The sequence below is a fragment of the Helicobacter pylori SA221C genome (genome assembly GCF_000476855.1).
GTDB lineage: Bacteria > Campylobacterota > Campylobacteria > Campylobacterales > Helicobacteraceae > Helicobacter > Helicobacter pylori_DK.
The window spans coordinates 15,451-36,408 of sequence record NZ_CBPT010000012.1 but is presented as its reverse complement, the minus strand read 5'-3'; the positions used below and the strand labels follow the sequence as shown (position 1 = coordinate 36,408).

The window sequence follows — 20,958 nt, the reverse complement described above, 5'->3', positions numbered from 1 at the left end:
ACCGCTTCAATAAAACAACAACTTTACACCCCAAAAACGAAATTTCAAGGTATAATGTTTTCCAAGAGTTTTTACCATTTTCTGTTTTCATGGCAAACTCCCATTAAAAATTATCCCCATAATTGCACTTATGGGGGTGTTTGTTTTACAACAATCTTTCTAAAACCAAATCCCAATCAATTAAAAACACTCTTAAAAGCTTGATTGAGTGCATCAAAACACCCTAAAACTTTTTTTTGAAATTCAATAAATTTGTGGTAAAATTAAACGCATTGTAAATAAGTTCTCATTTTGATACATTTTTACAATAAAACATTACTTTAAGGAACATCTTATGAAAAAAACGAAAAAAACAATTTTGCTTTCTCTAACTCTTGCGGCATCACTCTTGCATGCTGAAGACAACGGCGTTTTTTTAAGCGTGGGCTATCAAATCGGTGAAGCGGTTCAAAAAGTGAAAAACGCCGACAAGGTGCAAAAACTTTCAGACGCTTATGAAAACTTGAACAAGCTTTTAGCTAATCACAGCCATTCCAATCCAGAAGCGATTAACGCAAACAGCGCCACAGCGATCAATCAAGCGATTGGTAATTTAAACAAAAGCGCGCAAAGTTTAATTGATACAACAGACAATTCCCCTGCCTATCAAGCCACGCTTTTAGCGCTAAAATCCACGGTGGGGTTATGGAATAGCATAGCTTATGCGGTTATATGCGGAGGCTATACGGATAAACCCAATCACAACACCACAGAAACTTTTTACAACCAGCCAGGACAAGGTTCAGATTCGATCACTTGCGGTAGTAATGGTTTAGGGACTCTTCCAGCGGGCAAAAATTCTCATCTGTCCATTGAACAATTTGCAACGCTCAATAAAGCGTATCAAATCATCCAAGCCGCTTTGAAACAAGGTCTCCCTGCTTTAAGCGATACAAAAAAAACGGTGGAAGTAACCATTAAAACAGCAACCAACGCTCAAAACATTAATGTCAATAATAACAATAATAATGCTGCTGATGCTACAGTTAGCATCACTGATACTTATATTAACGATGCACAAAATCTTTTAACCCAAGCACAAACCATCATCAACACCCTTCAAGACAATTGCCCGATGTTGAAAGGGAAGTCTAGTAGCAATGGTGGGACTAATGGCGCAAACACCCCTTCATGGCAAACAAGCGCTAACCAAAATTCGTGTAGCGTTTTTGGCACGGAATTTAGCGCTATTTCAGACATGATCAGTAACGCTCAAAACATCGTTCAAGAAACCCAACAGCTTAATACTGCCCCACTAAAAAGCATCGCGCAACCCAATAACTTTAACCTTAACTCCCCTAATAGTATCGCTTTGGCTCAAAGCATGCTCAAAAACGCTCAATCTCAAGCAGCGGTTTTAAAACTGGCCAATCAAGTGGGGAGCGATTTCAATAGGATTTCTACAGGAGTTCTTAAAAATTATATAGAAGAATGCAATGCGAATGCTTCAAGTGAAAGCGTTTCTAGTAACACTTGGGGGAAAGGCTGCGCGGGCGTGAAACAAACCCTAACTTCGCTAGAAAGTAGCAACGCTTCTTTTTCTAGCCAAACGCCTCAAATCAATCAAGCTGAAACCCTAGCCAACACCATTGTTCAAGAACTCGGTCATAACCCTTTCAAACGGGTGGGCATCATTAGTTCTCAAACCAATAACGGGGCGATGAATGGCCTTGGGGTGCAAGTGGGTTATAAGCAATTTTTTGGAGAAAAGAAAAGATGGGGGTTAAGGTATTATGGTTTCTTTGATTACAACCACGCTTATATCAAATCCAGCTTTTTTAATTCGGCTTCTGATGTGTGGACTTATGGGGTGGGTAGCGATTTGTTGTTTAATTTCATCAATGATAAAAACACCAACTTTTTAGGCAAGAATAACCAGATTTCAGTGGGCGTTTTTGGAGGCATCGCCTTAGCAGGGACTTCATGGCTTAATTCTCAATTCGTGAATTTAAAAACCATCAGCAATGTCTATAGCGCTAAAGTGAATACGGCTAACTTCCAATTTTTATTCAATTTAGGCTTGAGAACCAATCTCGCTAGACCTAAGAAAAAAGATAGTCATCATGCGGCTCAACATGGCATGGAATTGGGCGTGAAAATCCCTACCATTAACACGAATTACTATTCTTTTCTAGACACCAAACTAGAATACCGAAGGCTTTATAGCGTGTATCTCAATTATGTGTTTGCGTATTAAAAACCCTCTTTTTAAAAAAGGGGGGGTTAAACTTCTAAAAAACCTCTAAAGCTAAAAATTTTCAAAAAAATAGTTATTAAACCTAAAAAAAGAAATTTTAAGGTATAATGTTTCCGCCATTTTTATTTTTCGTTTTTAGTTTTCCATGGCAAACTCCTTTTTAGAATTTATCCCCATAATCGCTCTTATGGGGCGTTTGTTTTGCAACAATCTTTTCAAATTTAAAAAACGCTCTCAAAAACCATTAAAGAGTGAAATTGCCTTACAAGATGAGCTTTTTTGCGGTTTTTATTAAAAAATTTTTTAGCGGAGTTTTTCTAAAAAAAGGGTTTTTTACTCACTTCTTTTGATTGAAACAACACAATCAAGCATCTTAAGGCAATTTAAAATAAAATAGCGCTAGCATGACCCCAAAGCCCCTTATTAAATTAATCTATACCAAATAGTAAGGAGTTATCTAACATGGGGTTTTTCAAGCTTAAAGAACACAACACGAACATTGCCACCGAGTTTAGAGCGGGTTTAACGACTTTTATCACCATGATTTACATCGTGCCCTTAAACGCTCTTATCCTTTCTCACGCCAACATGCCTTATGAAGCCCTTTTGAGTGCGACTGCCATTATCACTATCTTATCGAGCGTGTTTAACGGGTTATGGGCAAATACCCCCATCGCTATGAGCGTGGGCTTAGGGCTGTCAGCTTATTTTAGCTTTGGGTTGGTTCAGGGGCTAAAACTCCCTTGGCAGAGCGCTTTAGGCATCGTAGCGCTCTCTGGAGCGATTTTTGTGATTTTGTCTTTCACCAAATTTAGAAGTTGGGTCATGCGAAGCATTCCTAGCGATTTAAGGCGTGCGGTGAGCGCGGGGATAGGGGCTTTTATCGCATTTATTGGCCTTAAAGAAATGCATATCGTCGTTACCCATAAGGCTACGCTTGTAACTTTAGGCGATTTTGGCGATCCGCATGTGTTATTGGGGGTTGTGGGGATCGTTTTAACTTTTGCGCTCTACACGCTCAAAATCAAGGGTTCTTTTATTATAGCGGTCTTAATCACTTCCATTCTCGCATGGGTTTTAAAGCTGGCTCCTTACCCTAGCGAATTTTTTTCCATGCCCGCTAGCATTAGCCCTATCGCCTTTCAATTAGACTTTAAGGGCATTTTTTTTGATGCGAGTGGGGCTTTCACTTTAGCGTTAGTGCCAGTCATCATCACTTTTTTTGTAACCGATTTGTTTGATTCTTTAGGCACGCTTGCAGGGATTGGCCACAAGACTGATTTTTTCAATGATGAAGAAAAAAATAAGGAATTGGAAAAGACTTTGGAAGCGGATGCGGTGGCTTCTTTAGGGAGCGCGGTGGTGGGCGTTTCTACCACGACCGCTTTTATAGAGAGCGCGAGTGGGGTTGAAGAGGGGGGCCGCACAGGGCTTACAGCGGTTTTTACCGGATTATTTTTTGTTTTAACGCTCTTTTGCTTGCCTCTTTTAAAAGCCATTCCCAGCAATGCGATTTATCCGGTGCTAGTGGTAGTAGGGGTTTTGATGTTTAGCGTGTTAGAGGGGGTGAATTTTAAAGACATGGCCATTAGCGTTTCCACTTTTTTAACCGTGGTGATGATGCCCTTAACCTTCTCTATTGCCGATGGCTTAGCCTTTGGCTTTTTGTCTTATAGTATCATCAAATTGGTTCAAAAAGACTTCAAAGCGCTCAATTCAGGCATCATCATTCTCTGCATCATTTCTGTTTCTGTATTTATCTTTCGTTAAGCTCTTTTTAAGGGGCTTTGCATTTTTTACCCATTTCATGCCTCTTTTTCTTTATTTAGACAGATTATTATCTTAAAATAATTGTAATATCATTATTATTATATCAACTCAATAAAAAAGGAGAAGGTATGCAAAAAACTTCTAACACTTTGGCGCTGGGGAGTTTGACAGCGCTATTCTTTCTAATGGGTTTTATCACGGTTTTAAACGACATTTTAATCCCACACTTAAAGCCCATTTTTGACTTGACCTATTTTGAAGCTTCACTCATTCAATTTTGCTTTTTTGGGGCGTATTTTATCATGGGAGGAGTTTTTGGGAATGTGATCAGTAAAATCGGCTACCCTTTTGGCGTGGTGCTTGGTTTTGTGATCACAGCGACGGGGTGCGCGTTGTTTTATCCGGCGGCGCATTTTGGATCCTATGGGTTTTTTTTAGGAGCGTTGTTTATTTTAGCGAGCGGGATTGTGTGCTTGCAAACCGCTGGTAATCCCTTTGTAACCTTGCTTTCTAAAGGTAAAGAAGCCAGAAACCTGGTTTTAGTCCAGGCGTTCAATTCGCTTGGCACGACTTTAGGGCCTATTTTTGGGAGCTTGTTGATTTTTAGCACGACTAAAATGGGCGATAATGCAAGTTTGATAGACAAACTAGCGGACGCTAAAAGCGTTCAAATGCCTTATTTGGGCTTGGCGGTGTTTTCGCTTCTTTTAGCGCTCATCATGTATCTTTTGAAATTGCCTGATGTGGAAAAAGAAATGCCTAAAGAGACGACGCAAAAAAGCTTGTTTTCGCACAAACACTTTGTTTTTGGGGCTTTGGGGATCTTTTTCTATGTGGGAGGAGAAGTGGCGATTGGCTCATTCTTGGTGCTAAGCTTTGAAAAGCTTTTGAATTTAGACCCTCAATCAACTGCGCATTACTTGGTGTATTATTGGGGAGGCGCGATGGTGGGCCGTTTCTTAGGCAGTGTGTTGATGAATAAAATTGCCCCTAATAAATACCTGGCTTTCAACGCCTTAAGCTCTATCGTGCTTATCGCTTTGGCTATTCTCATTGGAGGCAAGATCGCTTTATTCGCTCTGACTTTTGTGGGCTTTTTCAACTCTATCATGTTCCCTACCATCTTTTCTTTGGCTACGCTCAATTTAGGGCATCTCACTTCTAAGGCTTCTGGGGTGATTAGCATGGCGATTGTGGGAGGGGCGTTAATCCCCCCCATTCAAGGTGCGGTTACAGACATGCTAGCAGCAACCGAATCAAATTTACTCTACGCTTATGGTGTGCCGTTGTTGTGCTATTTTTATATCCTCTTCTTTGCGCTTAAAGGGTATAAGCAAGAAGAAAACTCCTAAAAAAAAGGGGGGGGTTTCTTTCTTTTTTCCTTTCTTTTATCTTGTTTTAAAAATCAGTAATAAAGAACTTGACTTTAATCAAGCAAGCGCTCCATAAAAGGTTTTATTTGTCAGTATTTGATGAGAACAGAGCTTTTTTAACAACTTGAGACAAAAACACAAACAGGGTTTTTAAAATTTTTAAGATGCGATCAAAAACACTGCCAATGAATAAAAAAATCCCCTAACCACAAAAGATTAAGAGATTTTAAGAATGAAGCGAAGAATAAAGACTAGTAAATGGGTTTAGCGTCTTTGAATTTATATTCCGTAAGAAACCCAGTGCCATCAAAATTACCCACCAAAGAGATTTTTGCAATATCACCCACTTGACAATCCGTCTCTAAAATAAGATAAGGCACTTCATCTTTACCGATTAAAGTGATCACACGACCCTTTTTTTCACGACTTTGCTTGGGGAACTCTTTAGAATCAAGGCCTGTGGTATTATCGCCGGTTTGGAGCATTCTAAAAGCATAGCACATGCCATCATTGATTTGAGCGCTATAAATTTTGCCTTTTTTAACTTCTTTTTTAACCCCCGGTTTAAGCGCGATGCGTATTTCTGAGTGGATTTCAGCTTCTTGCATTTTGCCTTTATAATCTCGCACCTGCACCTTATGCACGCCATTAGGGTCTCCCTTTTTAAGCAGAGAATCTTCATAGCTGAATTTTTGAATGTCTAAATCCCCATCAACAAAACTCCTAGCGTCAAGCTGAACGCTCAAAAGCCCTAGCAACCCAACCAATGAAAATTTCAAACAACGCTTATGAAAATGACTCATCAACAAATCCTTTCAATGTAAAATCAAACAAATATATCTCAAAATGAAAAACAAAAAGATCACAAAACCGCTAATTTAGCAACAAAAACATGCTCTGTCAAGAAAACAAAGCCTAAAGAAATCATTCAAAAATAATTTCTTCCGGTTTGATTTCATCGCCATAAACAGGCTCTAAAGTTTCCTTGTAAGCTTCTTTTAAAAAGTCGCTAGAAATGAGGGAATCAATCTCGTTATTCAACCATTCTAAAAGCTTAGGGTTGCCCTTTTTAATCGCTGGAGCGATCACATCCTTATCGCCAAGGCTTGTAATGCCTAATTTAAACTCAGGGTGTTGTTTTATCCAAGCGAGCAATAAAGTGTTGTCATGGGCTAGAGCGGTAGCCTTATTGTTTAAAAGGGCTAAAAAAGTCTCTGTGTTTTGCTCAAATTTCAAAAGTTTGATATTGGGGTAATTTTTAGTGAAATAAAAATCCGCTGTCGTGCCTTTATTCACAATCAACTCTTTATCTTTCAACTCTTCTATATTTTTAATGACCCCATCTTTAGAAATTACCCCCAAAGCGACTTTCATATACGGCTTAGCGAAATCCACGACTTTTTCTCTTTCTTTAGTGCGCGTGAAATTAGCCATGATAATATCCACCTTATTGGCTTTTAAAAATTCCACCCTAGCTGAAGCTTCTACAGGAATAAACTCAATCTTATTTTCATCGCCCAATAAATCAAGGGCCATGCGTTTAGCGATGACTACATCATAGCCTTGATATTTCCCTTTAGAATCCACAGAGCCAAAAGGAGGCTTATCGCTAAAAACCCCCACTTTTAAAACCCCTCTTTGTTTAATGACTTCTAAAGCGTCCTTTTTTTCTTTATGGCTGTCAGAACATGCACTAAAGACTAAAGCGATTAACACTAAAAACAGCCCCCATACCTTAAAAAGCCCGTTTGTTTTCATAAAAACACCTTTTTTTGGAATTGAAATCATCTTTTTAGCAAACTTTATTTAACAGCTCCCTAAAAAATGGAAAGTTTCTAAAAATTTTTGTGCTCTTTGAGATTTAGGGTTATTAAAAAATTCTTTGGCGCTGTTTTCTTCAGCGATTTTACCGCTATCAAAAAACACGATTTTATGAGCGATTTTTTGCGCGAATTTCATTTCATGCGTTACAATCACCATGCTCATGCCCGTTGTGGCTAATTCTAAAATCACTTCTAAAACTTCTTTAACCATTTCAGGGTCTAAAGAGGCGGTTACTTCATCAAAGAGCATGATTTTGGGCCGCATGCACAAAGAGCGCACGATCGCTACTCGTTGTTTTTGCCCACCGCTCAATTCTTTAGGGTAAGCTTGTTGTTTATGCTCCAAACCCACTCGCTTTAAAAGCTCTACGGCTTGAGAAATGACCTCATCTTTGGATCGTTTTTGCACTTTTAAAGGAGCGAGTAAGATATTATCTAACACATTTAAATGCGGGAACAATTCATAATTTTGAAACACCATGCCTATTTTTTGGCGCATTTGATTCCAGTTAGTGGCTGGCGTATTAAGATTAGTGTTTTCAAAAAGGATTTCACCTCCATCAATCTTTTCAAGCCCGTTTAGGCATTTTAAAAAAGTGCTTTTCCCGCACCCGCTAGGCCCTAAAATCACTGCCACTTCACCCTTATTTAAAGTGAAATTGATGCCGTCTAAAACCAAATGGTTTTGATAGGTTTTTTTTAACCCTTTGGTTTCTAAAATCACGCTCATTTTACCCTCTAATGTGTTGGAATTTTTTTTCTAAATAGGAACTATACAGGCTCAAACTATAGCATAAACTAAAATAAAACATTAAGATAACGCCATAAACCACAAAGCTCGCATTGGGCATGCGTAAGAGGTTAAGCTCTATGATTTGCTGGCCCACTTTTAACAAATCAATCGCTCCAATGAGAGAGACTAAGGCTGTGGTTTTAATCATACGCGTGAACAAATTAAGGCTTGAGGGCAATAAAGACAAAAAGCTTTGGGGAAAAATAACATTAAAAATCACCTTTTTTGAATCCATGCCTAAGGCTAGAGCGCTTTCTACTTGGTGTTTGCTCACGGAAGTTAAAACCCCTCTAGTCAAATCCATCATTTCAGCGCCCCCCCACAAGCTAAAAACAATGATGCTTGCCAAAACCGCGCTAATATGCAAATCAAACCAGCTCGCTAACCCAAAATACACAATAAAAAGCCATGCTAAAAGCGGGATGATGCGAATGCTTTCTAAATACACACGACACGCCAAAACCATTATTTTAGAGCCAAACGCCATCAAACTCCCTAAAAGCATTCCAACAATGATTGAAATCATTGCAGAGCTAAGAGCGATCAAAAGAGTGGTTTCAAACCCTTCTAACAAACGCTTAAGGTTGTCTAATTCTAACAAAACTCCCATTTTAAGCCACTTTCTTTTTAAAGAAGCGCTCTAAGATCACAAACAAAACGCTTAAAGGGAGCAAAGCGATCAAATAAGCAACGCTTAACATCAAAAGGCTTTCAGTCGTTTTGTAATAAATGCCAATAAAATCTTTCGCCACAAACATAATATCGGTTAGGGCTATCGCGCCCACCACAGAAGTTTCTTTGAGTAAAAAAATCACATTCGCCCCTATAGAAGGCATAGAAACGCTTAAACTTTGAGGCAGAATAATATAATACATCATCTTCAAAGGGCTAAACCCTAAACTCAAAGCGCTTTCTTTTTGAATGGAAGCTAGGCTCTTAAACCCAAGCAAAAAACTTTGACTCATATACCCCCCACCCAAAAACCCTAACGCTAAAATCGCGCATTCTAAAGCGCTCAAACCGATTTCATTCAACCCATAATACAAAAAGAAAAGCTGGATGAGTAGGGGCGTGTTCCTAGCGATTTCGCCATAGATATAGATGATAGGAGAGATGAAGCGCATTTTAAAATACAAAATGATCGCGCACAAAAACCCCACCAAAAGAGAGAGCAAAATCCCAAAAAAAGAAATATAAAGCGTGAGTTTTAACCCCTTAAAAAACATAGGGATGGAGTGAAACATAAAATCCCAATCTAATGCCATAACGCTATACCTTAAAAATTAATGACGCTTTAAAGCATCATGTTTAAAAACAGCTCTTATTCACCCCAATTGTTAGAAGTTTGGAAAACCCAAGCCTTTAAGCGGGAAGTTTATGAGCTATTTTGCCACTATTCAAAGAAATTTTGGATTATAATAAAAAAACTGGCTGAAATTAACAACAATGATTAAACAATCATTAAATGGAGAGGACATGCAAAAAAGTTTAGTTTCTTTGGCTTGGGTTTTTACCGCTATTTTAGGGGCGATCTGTTTAGGGGTGTTAGCCTTACACAAGGGTGAGAGCATTAACACGCTATGGCTTGTAGTAGCGAGCGCTTGTATTTATAGCATAGGCTATCGTTTTTATAGCCATTTTATCGCTTACAGGGTGTTAAAGCTAGACGATAGCAGAGCCACGCCTGCATGCGTAAGGAATGACGGCAAGGATTTTGTGCCAACCGATAAAGCCATCACCTTTGGGCATCATTTTGCTGCTATTGCTGGGGCTGGCCCTTTAGTAGGCCCGATACTAGCCGCTCAAATGGGTTACTTGCCCTCTATTCTATGGATTTTGATAGGCTCGGTTTTAGGGGGTTGCGTGCATGATTTTGTGGTGCTTTTTGCTTCCATTAGGCGCGATGGCAAGTCTTTAGGCGAAATGATCAAACTTGAAATGGGTCAATTTGTAGGCATGATCGCCAGTCTTGGCATTTTAGGGATCATGCTCATTATCATTGCGATTTTAGCGATGGTGGTGGTGAAGGCTTTAGCGCATTCGCCTTGGGGCTTTTTTACGATCGCTATGACCATTCCCATTGCGATTCTTATGGGGCTTTACATGCGGTTTTTCAGGCCGCATAAGATTTTGGAAGTTTCTGTTATTGGCTTTATCCTATTGATTATAGCGATTTATGCGGGCAAATATATTTCTTTAGATCCTAAATTAGCGTCAATATTCACCTTTGAAGCCAGTTCTTTAGCGTGGATGATCATGGGCTATGGGTTTGTGGCTTCTATTTTACCGGTATGGTTTTTACTCGCTCCACGAGATTATTTAAGCACTTTTTTAAAAATTGGCGTGATAGGGGTGTTGGTTGTGGCTATTGTTTTTGTCGCTCCGCCTTTACAAATCCCTAAAATCACGCCCTTTGTAGATGGCAGTGGGCCTGTGTTTGCAGGAAGCGTGTTCCCTTTCTTGTTTATCACGGTGGCTTGCGGGACGATTAGCGGCTTTCATGCTTTAATTTCTTCAGGCACGACCCCTAAAATGCTCGCTAAAGAAAGCGACGCAAGGCTAGTGGGCTATGGCTCTATGGTGATGGAGAGCGTTGTGGCTCTTATGGCGTTGGTGTGTGCGGGGATTTTACACCCAGGGCTTTATTTCGCTATCAATTCCCCAGAAGTGAGCATCGGTAAAGATATAGCTGATGCGGCTTCGGTGATTAGCTCATGGGGGTTTAGCATCAGCGCTGAAGAAATCAGTGAGATGACCAAAAACATCGGTGAAAGCTCCATTTTGAGCCGCACCGGTGGGGCGCCCACTTTTGCGATCGGTTTAGCGATGATCGTGTATCACATTTTAGGGGATCCAAGCGTGATGGCGTTTTGGTACCATTTTGCGATTTTGTTTGAAGCTTTGTTCATTTTAACCGCTGTGGATGCTGGCACACGAACCGCTCGTTTCATGATCCAAGATTTGCTCGGTAATGTTTATAAGCCTTTGGGTAATCTTAGCTCTTATAAGGCTGGGATTTTTGCCACTCTTTTGTGCGTGGCAGGGTGGGGGTATTTCTTGTATCAAGGCACGATCGATCCTAAAGGGGGGATTTATACGCTATGGCCTTTATTTGGCGTGAGCAATCAGATGTTAGCGGGCATGGCGTTGTTGTTGGTTACGGTGGTGTTGTTTAAAATGGGGCGTTTTAAGGGGGCGATGGTAAGCGCCTTACCGGCAGTTTTGATTTTATTTATCACTTTTTATAGCGGTATTTTAAAAGTAATGCCAAAGAGTGATGATAGCGTGCTGAATAACGTTTCGCATGTGGCGCAAATGCAAATCATCAAAGAAAAAATCGCGCTCACTACCGATGAAAAAGCGCTAAAAACGCTCCAAAAATCCTTTTTTAACCATGCGATTGATGCGATTTTGTGCGTGTTTTTCATGCTCGTGGCACTATTGGTTTTAATAGTGAGCGTTAGGATTTGCTCAAACGCTTATTTTAAAAATCAAATTTACCCACCACTGGCTGAAACGCCCTATATCAAAGCCGCTTGAATAAAAAAGGGGTTTTAACCCCCTTTAAATCCATAGAAAAAAGTTTGACCTTGTTCGTGAAGCGTGCAAACACTAAAGACGTTTGGGATTTCTGCTTGGGTTTTTAAAAAGCTATCGTTTGCTTTAAATTAAAAATGAACTTGTATTTTGCTTAATGGGTATGATTTAACAAAGAGCTTTCGCTTGAAAAGAAATTTTACATATAGAGATTAGAGGAACAGCGTTAAAAAACGCCTATCATATCGTAGGAGACAGCATCAAAATAATGCCTACTATATTTTGTGATCATAGCATCAAAAAGACGCCTACCATATCATAGGGGGTAGCATCAAAAAGACGCTATTAGGGCTGTGTATAAAGCACTCCTGTCAGAATAAAGAGCCGGGAAGTTTTTAGGCACAGGCCCATTTTCACCCGGTTTAAAGCCTTTGTTGGTATGCACGCCATAATATGAAAGATCAATGCTGCCGCTCAAATATTCAGAGAATTTATACCCTAAAGAAAGCATCGCTCTCGCTTCCCAAGAAACCACAGAGGCGGAATATTGCGTGGCGAATTTCCATGTGAATTTTTTAGCAAAATGAGTGCCGCCGCAAGAAAGGAAAATCGTAGCGGCGTCTCTTTTAAGGGCTGTGCCTGTAAAACCCGCATAGACGCTGTTACTCCCCATGATCACACCGCTTGGATTCCCCATGTTGCCTATCCAACCATTAGCGTTTTGAAAGACTTTATAAAAGGCGATTGAAACATTGTAATTGTTGATGTCAAAGCGTTGGCGGATATAAAGGTTTTGCCCGTTTTGAGTGGCAGGCGTGTCGTATCTATAGACCGGGCTTCCATTGGCTTTAACGATCATCCAAGGGTAGTAAATGGGGAAAAACCCTATGATAGCTGTATCAGAGCGAAAGCCTGTGCCGCTAAAATTAGGGTTAGAGTCCCAGCCGATCTTAACGCCCGGAGCGTTAAAGATTTGAGGCGAAAGGTAATAAAAGCCTTCTATGAGGAAACGATGAGGTTTATAGGTGAGTTGCACCGCATGCGTGCCATAAAGCACCTTTCGCCCATGGCTATCATAACCTCCCTTATTGTTTTTGGTAAAGCCTCCGCTATAAGTGGTTCGTGCGGCAAACCAATCCATCAAAAACGAGCCGTAAGCGAACGCCCTCCCAAAAGAGCTAAACCAAGTCAAGCGCGCATGCTTGTATTGCCCAGAAACTTGAAAGCCTTGCGTTTGACCGCTTTTATAAGGCATAGTGGAGAGATAGCGTCCGGCTTTTATTTCAAAATAATTCTTATAAGCGTATTCTAAATACGCATCGCTAAAGACATAATTGCGGACATTTTTGTTGTGTTTCATGTTCTGTGTTTCAAGGCTATCGGTTTGTAAGATATTCGTATAGCCCCCCATGAACCCATCGTAATAACCAAAGAGGTTGTAAGCCACAGATCCATCTTCAAACTTCTTCGTGCCGTCATAGAAAATAGATCCGACCATGCCCCCTATTTTGCCTTTTAGAACATGGTCTGAAACCTTTTTGGGTAACAGGCTAAAACCAAGCCCTAAATAGCCCGCAATCGTTGCGAATTGCTGCATAGGGTAGATGCCTCTTTCTTTATTGATTTTATGCTGGTTAAAACCGATCGTGCTGGATTGATCCACAAAGCCGTTGAGCTTAGCTTCAAAACCTTGTAAAGAAGAGCTTAAAAATGCCCCAAAGAATAAAACCTGACTTGCCTTTTTCATGCATGCCTCCTAAAATAAGATTAGTAAATGCAAATATTTTTAAAGATAAATCTATTCTTTGATTTTTATTATTCTTAGCTTTGAAGTAATTATAATATGTAAAATAATGCATATGATGAGAAAGTCAAGCTTTTAAAAGCTAAAAACGATCAATTTGTAGAAATTTTACTCTCTTTAAATTCAAATAGCTAACACATGGCGCTAAAATCCGTTATTCTTAACGGATCATTGTGGATAGATCCATTAAGAATGAGATTATATTCTGTCGTAAAACAAACCTATTGGTTATAATTTTTATACAATTCTATTAAATGCTTGGTGGAGCTGTCAAAAAAAGCGTTGCTTTTATGCCCTTCTAATTCTTGCAAAATCGGCACGGCTAATTCTTTCCCAAGCTCCACGCCCCATTGATCAAAGCTGTTAATATCCCAAATGACCCCTTGCACAAAGACCTTATGCTCATAAAGAGCCACCAACGCCCCAATATTGCTTGGTGAAATCTTTTCTAATAAAAGGATATTAGAGGGGCGGTTGCCAAAAAACACCCTGTGGTGAGCCAAGTCTTTGGCTTCATCTTTGTCTAAGCCTTTAGAAAGCAATTCCCCAAGCGCTTCTTCATAGCTTTTGCCTTTCATGAAGGCTTGCGCTTGCGCTAAAACATTGCTGAATAAAATCTCATGGTGGCCTTTAGCGTTAGGCTTTTTATCCAAAGAGGCGATAAAATCAATGGGGATTAAATGCGTGCCTTGATGCAAGAGTTGGAAAAAGGCGTGCTGAGCGTTAATGCCCATATCGCCCCAAACAACAGGGCAAGTGTCGTAGGGGATGATTTCGCCTTTTTTGCTGATGCGTTTGCCATTACTTTCCATATCTAATTGCTGAATGAATTTAGGGAAATGCCTCAAATACTGATCGTAAGGAGCGATCAAGTGGCTTTTGGATTGGAAAAAATTGATATACCACACGCCAATCAGCCCCATTAAAACGGGTAAATTGCTTTCAAAAGGGGCGTTTCTAAAATGCTCATCCATTAGATACGCTCCTTTCAAAAGAGCGTTAAAATTTTTCTTCCCTAAATAGATCATAATGGACAAGCCAATAGCCGACCACAAGCTATAGCGCCCCCCTACAAAATCCCAAAATTCAAACATGTTATGCTCATCAATGCCAAATTGTTGCACGGCTTCTTTATTGGTGGATACCGCTACAAAGTGCTTAGCGATATGCTTTTCATCGCCGCTTCTTTCTACAAACCATTTTCTAGCGGTTAGGGCGTTGGTTAAGGTTTCTTGAGTGGAAAAAGTCTTAGAAGCCACGATAAAAAGCGTGCTGGCCGGATTGATTTTTTCTAAAACATCTAGAATCTGTGTGCCATCCACATTAGACACAAAATGCATTTTTAATCTCGGGTGGCCGTAGCGTTTTAAGGCGGTGCAAACCATTAAAGCGCCTAAATCTGACCCCCCAATGCCGATATTGACAATATCGGTGATCACTTGATTGGTATAGCCTAATCTTTTACCGCTCCTCACGCTATCGCTAAAGGCTCGCATGCGTTTTAAAACGCTCCGAACGCTTTTTAACACTTCCATGTTGTCTAGCAAGATTTCAGTGTCATTCAAGCTTCTTAAAGCGGTGTGTAAAACGGCCCTTTTTTCGGTGGTGTTGATTTTTTCGCCCTTAAACATCGCTTCAATCTTTTCTTTTAAAGAGCAGTCATCCGCTAATTCAAAAAGAAGCTTTAAGGTGGTATCGTTCAAGCGGTTTTTGGAATAATCCAAGCTCAAGCTTTCCAATTGCACGAAATAACGGCTCGCTCGCTCTTTGTCTTTAGAAAACCAATCGCGCATATGCGCTTCTTTAATTTCTTCATAATGTTTGAGTAATTTTGGATAAGTTTTTAATTGGGTTAGCATCAATACCCCTTAATGAAAAGATATAACGCTGTATTATAAGCTAGTTTTAATTATAATTTTCAAATGTTAAGGAAAAACATCTTAGCTTACTATGGGGCGAATTTTCTCTTGATCATCGCTCAAAGCTTGCCCCATGCGATTTTAACCCCCTTGTTGCTTTCTAAAGGGCTTAGTTTGAGTGAAATCTTGCTCGTGCAAACCTTTTTTAGCTTTTGCGTGCTGGTGGCTGAATACCCAAGCGGCGTTTTAGCGGATTTGATGAGCCGGAAGAATTTATTCCTGGTTTCTAATGTTTTTTTAATCGCTAGTTTTTCGTTGGTGCTTTTCTTTGATAGTTTTATTTTCATGCTTTTAGCGTGGGGGTTGTATGGTTTGTATAGCGCATGCTCTAGCGGCACGATTGAAGCTTCACTCATCACAGACATTAAAGAAAATAAAAAGGATTTGTCCCGTTTTTTAGCCAAAAACAATCAAATTACTTATTTAGGCATGATTATAGGGAGTTCTTTGGGGTCGTTTTTGTATCTTAAAATCCATGCGATGCTGTATATCGTGGGGATTTTTTTAATCATGCTCTGTGCGCTAACGATCATCATTTATTTTAAAGAAAAAGAAGAAGATTTTAAAAGCCAAAAAAGTTTGAAACTCCTTAAAGAGCAAGTCAAAGGCAGTCTTAAAGAGCTTAAAGATAACCCCAAGCTTAAAATTTTGTTAGTGGGGCATTTGATTACGCCCGTCTTTTTTATGAGCCATTTTCAAATGTGGCAAGCGTATTTTTTAAAACAAGGCGTTAAAGAGCAATACCTTTTTATGTTCTATATCGCTTTTCAAGTGATTTCTATCCTCATTCATTTTTTAAAAGCCAAAAATTACAGCCAAAAAATCGCCTTGAGTTCGCTTTTGGTGTTGCTTGGCGTTAGCCCCTTATTGCTTATGAATATCCCTTATTTATTTATAGGGGTGTATGCGCTCATGGTGGCGTTTTTCACTTACATGAGTTATTGCTTGGGGTATCAATTCTCCAAATTTGTTTCCAAAAACAATATTTCATCGCTCTCATCGCTTTTATCAAGCTGTGTGCGCGTGGTCTCTGTGCTAATCTTATCGCTCAGCAGTTTGGAACTGCGTTACTTCTCGCCTCTAACTATCATCACCATGCATTTTGCCCTAACGCTTATCATGCTCTTTTTCTTTTTGTATAAAGCTAAGCCGTTTGATGAGTGAGTTTGCTTTAAGATTGCAACCTTTTAGCGATTTCTACAGCAACATCATAGCCATGGTTTAAAGCGGTAGCGATGCTCGCTCCTGATTTGAATAAAATATCGCCCACGATAAATAAATTAGGGATATTGTTGCTCTCTAAATTTTCTTTCACCACAGGGATATTGGTGCTAGGATCTAATTCTAAAGAACAGCGTTTAAAAAATTCTAAAGGGGTAGAGCCGCCGATCGCATACAGCAAGCGATCAAAACTCTCGCTCGTGTTATCGGTGAAATTCACCTTAATTTGAGTGTTATCTTCTTCTAGGCTTTCAATATCCACTCCAAGCTTGCTTTTAAGCGTGTTATTGTTTAGGACTTCTTGCAAGTTTTTAGCGTTGTCTTCATTGATGCGGCTGAATTCTTTTTTGCGGTAATTGAGGGTGGTAGGGGTGGTTTTGCACAAAGCAATGGCGTATTCCACCGCTGAGTTGCCTCCGCCGATCACAAGGGTTTTTTCATTTTCCTTACAATCATTGATGCTAAAAACCACTTGTTTAGAGAGTGCAACAGGGATTTTATAAGTAGGGCGGTTTGGCTGGCCCATTTTCCCGATCGCAACCACCACAAATTTAGCATGATAGGTTGTGTTAGAAGTGGTGGTGATTGTAAAGTATTCGCCTTCTTTTTTCACGCTCTCAATATCGGTTTTATAGCTCGGCGTGATGCGGTGCTCTTTTAAAAGGTTAGTGAAATTCTCTAAAGTTTCTTCTTTAAAGCTGTCTTTAAAAGGGATATGCCCTTTAAGCTCTACGACTTGCTTTTTATAATCTTTATCAATCCTCTTACCGGCTTTATAAAACTTTTCCAACATGCCTGAATGGTTTTCGGTTTTTTCGCATAAAAGCACTTTTTTAACGCCGGCTATTTCGCATTCTACGGCCGTGGCAATGCCCCCAGGCCCTGCGCCCACTATCAACACATCTAAAATTTCTTGATTCATTCCTATCCTTTTATTTTAATTCTTTTTAATTCTTTTGGCGTTTTTCTCGTAAAATCGCTTCGTTCAAATCGCTCGTGCTGTCATACAACACGCTTTCAAGCATGCGTTTTTCATCGTCAAACTGACCGCTTTTAACCCCCCATAAAAACGCTATTAAGCCTATTAATCCCATAAGCACTGAGACAACTAACATGATGGTTAAAATTTCTGTATTCATCTCTATATCTTTTAGGTTATTAGGATAATGCCGTCATTATACTAAAAGATAGCGTTTAAATCACCAATAGGTTGAATAAGTTTGGATAACATGAAAATAAAAACGAATCAAAAGAGGGTCTTTTATGCAAGAAGCGTTGTTGCGTTTTCAAGAGGGTTTTAAGGAGTGGGGTTATCTTATTTTGTTTTTATATTCTTTAGGGGGTGGGTATGTGGGGATTGTCATCGCTTCTATTTTGAGCACTACCACGCACGCTTTGGATATAAAAATAACCATTCTTGTCGCTTTTTTAGGGAATATGGTAGGGAGTGGGGCTCTTGTAATCTTTGCCCGCTATCAAAAAAGAGAGTTTTTAAAGTATTTTCATAAGCATAGAAGAAAGCTTGCTTTAGCGAGTTTGTGGGTGAAACGCTACGCTTTTTTAATGATTTTTATCAATAAATATTTGTATGGGATTAAGAGCGTTGTACCTTTGGCAATTGGTTTTAGCAAATACCCTTTAAAAAGATTTTTATGGCTTAATGTTTTATCCAGTTTTTTGTGGGCGTTAATCGTGGGGAGCGTTTCTTTTCAAGCGAGCGATTGGGTGAAAACGCTGTATGAAAGGCTTTCTCATTACACTTCGTTTTTTGTCATAAGTTTTGTTCTTATAGCGCTTTTAATATGGTTTTTATTGAAACGATATTCGCGCAAAATGGGTTTTTAAGCAAGATTTTTAATTAAATGCGCTAAACTACGCCCACAAGCATTCGCTAAAAGCGGGTGCGTTAATATCTTTAAACACAAGGATTGAGAACATGGGAAAAATTGGTATCTTTTTTGGGACAGACAGCGGGAACGCTGAAGCTATCGCTGAAAAAATCAGCAAGGCTATTGGTAATGCCGAAGTGATTGATGTGGCTAAAGCTTCTAAAGATCAATTCAATAGCTTTACAAAGGTTATTCTAGTCGCTCCAACAGCTGGTGCGGGCGATTTGCAAACAGATTGGGAAGACTTTTTAGGCACACTAGAAGCGAGCGACTTTGCGAATAAAACCATTGGGCTTGTAGGCTTGGGCGATCAAGACACTTACAGCGAAACTTTTGCGGAAGGCATTTTCCACATTTATGAAAAAGCTAAAGCCGGTAAAGTGGTAGGGCAAACTCCCACTGATGGCTATCATTTTGAAGCTTCTAAAGCGGTAGAAGGCGGTAAATTCGTGGGTCTTGTGATTGATGAAGACAATCAAGACGATCTCACTGATGAGAGGATTTCAAAATGGGTAGAACAAGTTAAAGGTTCTTTCGCTTAATCTTTATAAGCCCTAAATTTTAGGGCTTTTTTAAACTTCTTTTTATATCTTTAATGCTAGGAATAGACAACCAAACTCCGCTAGAATCAGACTTTTTATTATTAGAAAAAATCGCAAGTTTTTTAGCCCCCACTCAAATCATTGAGCTTGTTTTGGTGAGCGATGAAACCATGCGAGAAATCAACAGGGATTTAAGGGGTTGCGATTACGCTACCGATGTTTTGAGTTTCCCTTTAGAAGCCATTTCTCACACCCCTTTAGGGAGCGTGGTGATTAATGCGCCATTAGCTCAAGAAAACGCTCTGAAATTAGGGCATAGATTAGAAGAGGAGATCGCTCTTTTATTCATTCATGGGGTGTTGCACTTGTTGGGCTATGACCATGAAAAAGATAAGGGCGAACAACGCCAAAAAGAGGGCGAACTCATTAAAGCTTTTGACTTGCCTTTGAGTTTGATTGAACGCACACAGGATTAGTTTCAGATTGCTTTAATGCTGACAAATAAAGCTTTTAATTTCTTTTAAAATGGGGCTTTAATTATTTTGTCTTATACTTTAAATTTTATTTTATGGTAAAGGGGGGATAAGAGGTAACATTTTCTCCTGCAACCCCCAACTAAATCCCACTAATCCCCTAAGATCGCATTATAAAAAACTATCTCTTGACTAGCGTCAAACTCTTTTGTATTGGATTATAAAAAATGATTTTAGTATTTTTTCAAAGCCCTTCATAATAATACGACTGCGTGATGCCTTTAATGAGAGTTAAGGGATCGTTGGTATTAGAACTCAAATGCTTTTTTAAAAGCGTTTTGATTTCCAAATCATTCACAGGACTCCTTTCCATTGCACTCAAATAAGCGGCTTTATCAATCCTATCCCAAAGCACGATTTTTTTCAATTCCTTTTTAAGCAACAAATCAAGCCATATCCTAGTCGCTCTGCCATTACCCTCCAAAAAAGGGTGAGCGATATTCATTTCCACATATTTTTCTATGATTTGATTGAAATTATTTTGCGGCATGCTCTCAATTCTGGGTAAAATCAAATCCAAATACAAGCAGTTAGCGAACCTGAAATTCGAAATATTTTTATCCCTGATTTTCCCGGCAAATTCATACAGCCCTTCAAACAAAAACCGATGGATTTCTTGCAAGCCCTTGATTGCGCCTACTTCTATGGTGTCAATCAGACCGCTTTGGATCAAATGCTTGGCTTTTTCTAAACTCTGTCTGTCTAAATGCATCGCGCTGATTTTTAAGAGTGTAATTTTTAGAGGCACATTTTTTTCACGCTTTCATGGCATGCTTTTATAAACGCTCCCCTAACCCCCTTTTTTTCTAAAACGCTCAAGCCTTCAATCGTTGCGCCTTTAGGGGTGCAAATTTGCTCTATAATCATCTCTGGGCGTTCTTTTTCTAAAAGCTTGGCAAAGCCTTTAAAACTCATTTTCACCAATTCTAAAGAATCTCTAGCGTTCAAGCCCTCTCTAATACCGGCGTCTTTCAAACTGCTCGCTACCAAGCTTAAAAAAGCGAGCGTGCTTCCGTTTGTCGCCACGCTAGAATCAACCTGCTCTTCATTGCCCACTCGCACGCAATTCCCAAAACTCTCAATAATATTCAAAGCCTTTTGGCTTATTAAGGGCATGGGCGATTTTTCGCACACCGCCGTAGAAGATAGGGCGAACTTGCTCGCAATGTTAGGCATGCATTTTAAGTAATGTAAAGAATTAATCGCATCGCTTAAAGCTTTAAAACCCACCCCAGCTAGTGCGCTCAAAACGCTTTTAGCTTGCCCTTGATAATTAAAATCCTTAAGGTTGTAAGGCTTAAAAAGTAAAAACACGAATTTTTGGTGTATGTCAATAGCGTCTTTGTAAGGCACGATTTGAGCTTGAATGTTTTTTTCTTGTAAAAAAGGGGCGATTTTTTCAGGGTTTCTTCCGGTGATCTCCAAAATAAAACGCTTGGATAAAATTTCATGAGAGCCTTCTAAAATCGCTTGAGCCATATTCCCATAGCCGATGAATTGTAAGATTTCCATGACGCG

General features: G+C 39.5%; 20 protein-coding genes. 9 read left to right on the top strand and 11 right to left on the bottom strand.

Annotation, left to right across the window (positions count from 1 at the left end; genetic code table 11):
* The first annotated feature begins 9 nt into the window (after positions 1-9).
* The 4 genes from QU01_RS08405 (at position 10) to QU01_RS06170 (ending at position 5,358) form a co-directional block, all read left to right on the top strand.
* On the top strand, positions 10-204 hold the full coding sequence (locus tag QU01_RS08405) for a hypothetical protein (protein WP_080248382.1): 195 nt from the start codon (positions 10-12) through the stop codon (positions 202-204).
* Positions 205-334: 130 nt separating this feature from the next.
* On the top strand, positions 335-2,236 hold the full coding sequence (locus QU01_RS06180) for an outer membrane protein (protein ID WP_033762923.1): 1,902 nt from the start codon (positions 335-337) through the stop codon (positions 2,234-2,236).
* Between the two features lie 462 nt (positions 2,237-2,698).
* Positions 2,699-4,006, top strand: a complete 1,308-nt coding sequence (locus QU01_RS06175; RefSeq protein ID WP_033762924.1) for an NCS2 family permease — start codon at positions 2,699-2,701, stop codon at positions 4,004-4,006.
* A 128-nt stretch (positions 4,007-4,134) separates the two neighbouring features.
* The gene (locus tag QU01_RS06170; RefSeq protein WP_033762925.1) at positions 4,135-5,358 is read left to right on the top strand and encodes a sugar MFS transporter; all 1,224 of its coding nucleotides are present in this window, start codon (positions 4,135-4,137) and stop codon (positions 5,356-5,358) included.
* A gap of 272 nt (positions 5,359-5,630) precedes the next feature.
* Here the strand turns inward: QU01_RS06170 and QU01_RS06165 are convergent, their stop codons facing one another.
* From QU01_RS06165 to QU01_RS06145, 5 genes are all read right to left on the bottom strand, one after another.
* The gene (locus tag QU01_RS06165) at positions 5,631-6,182 is read right to left on the bottom strand and encodes a hypothetical protein (protein WP_033762927.1); all 552 of its coding nucleotides are present in this window, start codon (positions 6,180-6,182) and stop codon (positions 5,631-5,633) included.
* Positions 6,183-6,303: 121 nt separating this feature from the next.
* Positions 6,304-7,137: a transporter substrate-binding domain-containing protein gene (locus tag QU01_RS06160; protein ID WP_033762929.1), complete on the bottom strand. Its 834-nt coding sequence runs from the start codon at positions 7,135-7,137 to the stop codon at positions 6,304-6,306.
* Positions 7,138-7,185: 48 nt separating this feature from the next.
* Positions 7,186-7,932: an amino acid ABC transporter ATP-binding protein gene (locus tag QU01_RS06155; RefSeq protein WP_033762932.1), complete on the bottom strand. Its 747-nt coding sequence runs from the start codon at positions 7,930-7,932 to the stop codon at positions 7,186-7,188.
* Between the two features lies 1 nt (position 7,933).
* Positions 7,934-8,605 (bottom strand): amino acid ABC transporter permease, encoded by a 672-nt coding sequence (locus QU01_RS06150; RefSeq protein WP_033762934.1) that lies wholly within the window; start codon positions 8,603-8,605, stop codon positions 7,934-7,936.
* 1 nt (position 8,606) lies between these two features.
* On the bottom strand, positions 8,607-9,260 hold the full coding sequence (locus QU01_RS06145; protein ID WP_033762936.1) for an amino acid ABC transporter permease: 654 nt from the start codon (positions 9,258-9,260) through the stop codon (positions 8,607-8,609).
* A 211-nt stretch (positions 9,261-9,471) separates the two neighbouring features.
* Here QU01_RS06145 and QU01_RS06140 point away from each other — a divergent pair, with 211 nt between their 5' ends.
* On the top strand, positions 9,472-11,535 hold the full coding sequence (locus QU01_RS06140; RefSeq protein WP_033762938.1) for a carbon starvation CstA family protein: 2,064 nt from the start codon (positions 9,472-9,474) through the stop codon (positions 11,533-11,535).
* Between the two features lie 328 nt (positions 11,536-11,863).
* On the opposite strand, the gene hofH is transcribed toward QU01_RS06140, so the two are convergent.
* Positions 11,864-13,279: an outer membrane beta-barrel protein HofH gene (gene hofH / locus QU01_RS06135; RefSeq protein ID WP_033762940.1), complete on the bottom strand. Its 1,416-nt coding sequence runs from the start codon at positions 13,277-13,279 to the stop codon at positions 11,864-11,866.
* Between the two features lie 278 nt (positions 13,280-13,557).
* On the bottom strand, positions 13,558-15,195 hold the full coding sequence (gene pgi, locus QU01_RS06130) for a glucose-6-phosphate isomerase (protein WP_033762941.1): 1,638 nt from the start codon (positions 15,193-15,195) through the stop codon (positions 13,558-13,560).
* 63 nt (positions 15,196-15,258) lie between these two features.
* On the opposite strand from pgi, the gene QU01_RS06125 reads away from it, so the two are divergent.
* Positions 15,259-16,419, top strand: coding sequence for an HP1165 family MFS efflux transporter (locus QU01_RS06125; RefSeq protein ID WP_033762942.1), 1,161 nt, complete (start codon positions 15,259-15,261; stop codon positions 16,417-16,419).
* 7 nt (positions 16,420-16,426) lie between these two features.
* Here the strand turns inward: QU01_RS06125 and QU01_RS06120 are convergent, their stop codons facing one another.
* Together QU01_RS06120 and ccoS are read right to left on the bottom strand one after the other, a co-directional pair.
* On the bottom strand, positions 16,427-17,398 hold the full coding sequence (locus QU01_RS06120) for an NAD(P)-binding domain-containing protein (protein WP_033762944.1): 972 nt from the start codon (positions 17,396-17,398) through the stop codon (positions 16,427-16,429).
* Positions 17,399-17,423: 25 nt separating this feature from the next.
* Complete coding sequence (gene ccoS / locus QU01_RS06115) at positions 17,424-17,615, bottom strand: cbb3-type cytochrome oxidase assembly protein CcoS (protein ID WP_033762945.1); 192 nt, start codon at positions 17,613-17,615, stop codon at positions 17,424-17,426.
* Positions 17,616-17,739: 124 nt separating this feature from the next.
* On the opposite strand from ccoS, the gene QU01_RS06110 reads away from it, so the two are divergent.
* The 3 genes from QU01_RS06110 to ybeY all read left to right on the top strand — a co-directional run bounded on the left by QU01_RS06110 (position 17,740) and on the right by ybeY (position 19,383).
* Positions 17,740-18,321: a DedA family protein gene (locus QU01_RS06110; RefSeq protein WP_033762946.1), complete on the top strand. Its 582-nt coding sequence runs from the start codon at positions 17,740-17,742 to the stop codon at positions 18,319-18,321.
* 91 nt (positions 18,322-18,412) lie between these two features.
* Complete coding sequence (locus QU01_RS06105) at positions 18,413-18,907, top strand: flavodoxin (RefSeq protein ID WP_000516035.1); 495 nt, start codon at positions 18,413-18,415, stop codon at positions 18,905-18,907.
* 53 nt (positions 18,908-18,960) lie between these two features.
* Positions 18,961-19,383, top strand: coding sequence for an rRNA maturation RNase YbeY (gene ybeY / locus QU01_RS06100; protein WP_033762949.1), 423 nt, complete (start codon positions 18,961-18,963; stop codon positions 19,381-19,383).
* A 241-nt stretch (positions 19,384-19,624) separates the two neighbouring features.
* On the opposite strand, the gene fic is transcribed toward ybeY, so the two are convergent.
* A complete protein-coding gene (gene fic / locus QU01_RS06095; protein ID WP_033762972.1) occupies positions 19,625-20,152 on the bottom strand; it encodes a protein adenylyltransferase Fic in 528 nt (175 codons plus the stop codon).
* Positions 20,153-20,178: 26 nt separating this feature from the next.
* On the bottom strand, positions 20,179-20,952 hold the full coding sequence (gene proC / locus QU01_RS06090) for a pyrroline-5-carboxylate reductase (protein ID WP_033762951.1): 774 nt from the start codon (positions 20,950-20,952) through the stop codon (positions 20,179-20,181).
* Positions 20,953-20,958 lie beyond the last annotated feature (6 nt).